Here is a 4540-nt window from a genome sequence, read left to right as displayed (position 1 = left end):
TCCTGCCCCACTTGGACGAGGGCGCCGTGGTTGACGCGGAAGACGACGTGCGCGTTCTCGACGTCGATTCCCCGATGCGTCCACTGGAAGTCGACGAAGTAGCCGTCGTTCCCGAACGGGCCGCTCGCGCCGTCCATCAGCCGCAGGTCGCGCGGATCGACGCCGAAGAGATCCGGGTTCGCCTTGAGGAACGCGACCGCCCGTTCGGCCATCGCCGCCTTGGGCACGTCCTTCGTCGCCGCGCCCGCCGGGAGCGCGCCGGCGGTCCCGGCCGCCGGATTCGCCGCGCCGGAGAGCCACGGCTCGCGTCCCTCGAGCATGGCGGCCCGCCCGGTGGCGGCGTCGAAGGTCATCCGCCAGGCCCCCGCGGGGCTCGCCGCCGCCAGCGCGCGGAACGCGGCGACCGCGCCGGTCCCCTTCAGGGCGGCCGCCTGCTCGGCGGTCAAGTGCCGCGTCGGAACGACGGCCGCCGTCTTGGCGGTCTTCAGCCGGTCGAGGTCGCCGCCGCCGCGGCGGGCGACCTGCGCCGCCGCCGGGAGGAGCGCGGCGGAAACGAGAAGCGAAACGAACGCGAGGCCGGACCGGCCGATCCATTGACGCAACGCCATGAGCGGGGCTCCCTGCGCGGCTGGACCGCGAATGTCAGCTCCCCGCGGGCGATGGAACGGCCCGTTCCCGCCGCGGGGCGAGTGAGATTCTCACACCGGGCGTCTGCTTTTCAAACGTTTCTCTTGTGTTTTGTTCGGACTGATAGTCGTTGTGAACGGTGGCCGTTCGGTCATTAGACGCTAATGAGAAATGGCGTTCTTTACGCCATCAAGCGTTCCGGCGCCTTCGTTGACTGAATTGCGGTCAGCGTTGCGATGACCAACGTTCAGTCGGTTCGCCCTCGCCGGACGCGCCGGGGCCCGACCGACTTCTCATCCCGCGTCTCACGACAAAAAAAGAACCCCGGAAGGGCCGGGACGCTCGTCGCGCCCCCCCCGCCCTTCCGGGGTTCGGTCGTCCGCGCGGCCCGCGGCCGGCGCGGCCGGGGGACGCGCCCCCGTCCGCTCGTCAGCGGCAGGCGCCGCTGGAGGTGATCTTCCAGCCCGCCGCGGCCGGCCCTTCGCCGGCGTCGTTCACGCCCGAGACCAGGAACCACTGCACCTGTCCGCCCGCCGGGGCGGCCGTCAGCACCGGCCCCGTCGTCGTCGCCGTCCCGCTCCAGCGCACGCAGGCGTTGGCCTGCGCGCCGTCGGCGTGCGTCAGATCAGCCGCCGCCCCTTCGTAGAGGCGGTAGCCGTTCGCCGCGTCGGCGTTGGCGCCCCATGTCAGCGTGTCCTTCGTCGAGCCCGACCAGAGCAGCGCCGCGCCGGAGGCCGCGGCCGTTTCGCCGGGGACGGGCAGCGGCGTCGCCGAGCAGGCGTGGATCACGCAGTTGTAGGTCGGATAGGCGAGGACGACGTCGTCCACGCCGACCGTCCCGCTGGAGGCCGCCGTCTTGTCGTGGAACCCGATGTAGTACGTCCCGTCGCTCGGCACGGTGAACGACGCCGTTTCGGCCGTGCAGGTCGAGCCGGCGAAGGAGCTCGTCGTCCAGAGCGTCGTGGTCATCGACGCCGCCGTCTGCGCGGAGCCGAGCGCGACGTCGAGCTTGACGGTTCCGACGACGGCCTTGAGGTTGAACGACAGCGCGTAGGTCGTCCCCGCCTTCAGCGAGAGCGCGGTCGAGAAGAGCCAGGCGTCGGCCGCGTAGGCGCCGCCGCTGTGCGTCGCGCTCGACTTGCCGTCGCTCGTGCAGTCGCTGCGCGACGCGCTCATCAGGACGAGCCAGTTCGCCTGCGACCCGGTGTGCGTCACGGCCCAGCCGGTCGGCATCCACGTCGACGCGGCGCCCGTCGGGTAGTCGAAGTGCTCGTCCAGCGCCTTCGCCGAGCCGGAGACGATGTTTTGTCCGATCTGCAGCGCGTACGGTTCGGTCCAGGAGCCTTCCGCGCCGGCGAGCTTCAGCGTCAGCGGAATCTGCGCGCCGCAGCCCGCTCCGCCGCCGACCTTCACCGCGAACGGCGGATAGGCCGTCTCGACCGTCGCGCCGCCGGCGATGTCCGGCACCGTCGTCGAGCCGTTCGTCACGGTCGCCCGCGCGTCGGTCGTCGCCAGCGTCGCCGTCAGCCCGGTCGCCGGCGCGCCGCCGGCGTTGAAGAACGACATCGGCAGCCGCAGGTGCTCGCCGGGATCGGCGACGCCGTCCGCCGCTGTGCCCGTTCCGTGGCAGGCGTCGAGGATCGTCGTTCCCGCGCGGCGCGGAACCGCCGCGCAGGCGGAGGGGGCGCTGACGTCGACGTCGTCCACGTACCACCCCTCGTAGTTGACCGACGAGTCCGACTTGAAGCGGAAGCGGAGCTGCACCGTTCCGGTGTAGGCCGCCAGATCGATTGTCCAACGGATCCAGCCGTCGCTCTCGCCGGCGAACGGCTGGACGAGGTTCGTCCAAGTCTTCCCGCCGTCCGAGCTGATCTGGACGTAGCTGTAGTCGTAGCCCGATTCGGTCTGCACCCACTGCCAGAAGCGCAGGCGCATCCCGTGGCCCGAGGGGCCGAGGACGATCGGCGCCGAGACGAGCGAGGCGTCGGTCGAACTCGCATACGAGGTGGAACAGGACGCGGCGCCGAACTTCCACGACTGCGTCCCGGAGTGCGCCCGGCAGGCCGACGTCGCGATCGGCGAACCGGAAGCCGACGTCGCCGTCCACGTCCCCGCGCCGCGCTCGGCGTCGTCGGCGAAGGCGAACGTCCGCCCGGTCGTGCGCGCGGCGTAGTGCGCGCCGCCGTTCGCCGCGACGGCGGCGTTCCCCGCGCGGTCTTCGAGCAGAAGGTCGAAGACGTAGCCGGAGCACATCGACAGCCCCGTGATCGTCGCGCTGTGGCTCGTCGCGTAGCCGTCGTCCACGACGAGATCCGTCGCCGGCGGCGCCGCGGCGCCCCAGCGCAGCTTCGTGAGCGACGGCTCGTTGGTCGTCCAGGTGACGGTGAGCGATTCGTCGCTCGCCGACGTCGCGACGTTCGAGACGGTCGGCGCGCTGCAGTCGACCGCGAGTTGGGCGTCCACGGTCCGCGCCGACGGCGCCGCGTCGAGGTAGCGGACCGTCACCGTCGCCCCCTCGGCGATCGCCACGGCGCCGCCCTGCGACGACGACCCGAGGAGCGTGTCGAAGGTTCCGCGGAACACGCCGGTCGCCGCGCCCGTCTCCGTGAGCGTCAGGCCGAACGGCGTCCCGTCCACCGTCGAGAAGACCGAGACGTTCTGCCGCCCCGCGCCGACGAGATCGGCGTCCTCGAGCGTCGCGGTGATCCGCGACGCGCCGCAGCCGACGAACGAGCGGTCGAGCCGCAGCGTGGCCGTCCGCGAAACCGGCATCGCCGTCGCGCAGTCGCTCACCGGGCCCGCGCAGGACTCCGAGCCGCCCAGCGCCTCCACGCGGTAGTAGTAGGTCAAGTCGTTGAGCGGCGTTCCGTCGGTGTAGCCCGACGCCGATCCGCCCGCGACGTCGGCGATCTTCGTGAACCCGGCCGAGCAGCCGTCCTCGTTCCGCAGCACGCGGTACGACTGCGCTCCCGCGACGGGCGTCCACGCGAGGACCGCCTGGCCGTCGCCCGGCGTTCCGGACAGCGTCGGCTTCCCGGGCGCCGCGCAGGCGGCGTGGCTCTGGTTCGTCGCGTCGGTCGCCGCCCCGCAGGCGATGCCGTGGCGCGCGAGCGCGGCGTAGATCGCCGCGGCGTGCGGCGTGCCGTTCGTCAGGTCGCCGTCGTCGTCGTCCATCGCCCGCAGCACCGTGTAGAGGCTGCCGGCCCCGCAGCCGTCGGTGACGAAGCCGCTGGTTCCGCTGGTGCAGGCGTAGTTGGCGGTCGCCGTCGGCCGCGAGGCGTACCAGAGTCGGTCCACGAGCTGCCAGGCGCTCGGAACGTCGAGCCCCGCCGCCGGCAGGTCGCGGTTCACGAGATCCCAGAGCGACTCGCTGCCGATGTACGACTCGCAGTGTCCTTCCGTCCCGCAGGGCCCCGCGTAGGAGGGGTACGACGGGCAGTGGAAGCCGGTCGCGTTGCCGAGCAGCGCGGCCGTGACGGGGATCTGGTTCGCGTGCTGGGCGTAGTCGATGTCGCGGACGCCGCTGCAGGTCCTGCAGGCGTCGCCGTACCCGCCGCAGACCCCTTCCTGCATGAAACCCGAGCCGAGGCACGACTCGTGGGTCTGCAGCACGGCGGTGAAGTCGCCGTAGGTCTCGCCGGTGCCGTTGTCCGGCGAGAAGCCGTCGCCGTCGTTCGTGTCCAGCCCGTGGCCGAACTCGTGCAGCGAGACGCCGGGGAGTTCGCCGGTGTTGGCGCAGCCGCCGCCCGACTTGAAGAAGTTCAGCGTCCCGGTGGACGGCGACCAGCCGGCGTTGCAGGTGTCGTTCACGTTGACGTTGATCGTCAGCTGCGCCGCGAGCCAGGTGTTCGACGGCAGGTAGGTCAGCGCCTTCTGCTTGATCTTGTTGACGTTGTAGTACTGGGTGCGCGCG

General features: G+C 71.8%; 2 protein-coding genes. Both read right to left on the bottom strand.

What is annotated here, in order from left to right:
* Positions 1-608, bottom strand: a 608-nt coding sequence (locus LLG88_16795; GenBank protein MCE5248565.1) for a hypothetical protein, incomplete at its 3' end; no start/stop codon positions are given.
* Positions 609-1056: 448 nt separating this feature from the next.
* A partial coding sequence (locus tag LLG88_16790) for an immune inhibitor A (protein MCE5248564.1) occupies positions 1057-4540 on the bottom strand: 3484 nt, incomplete at its 5' end.

The organism is bacterium (assembly GCA_021372775.1).
Classification (GTDB): Bacteria; Acidobacteriota; Polarisedimenticolia; order J045; family J045; genus JAJFTU01.
Note: the sequence above shows the minus strand (reverse complement) of the source record. Positions and strands in the feature narration are given on the sequence as shown.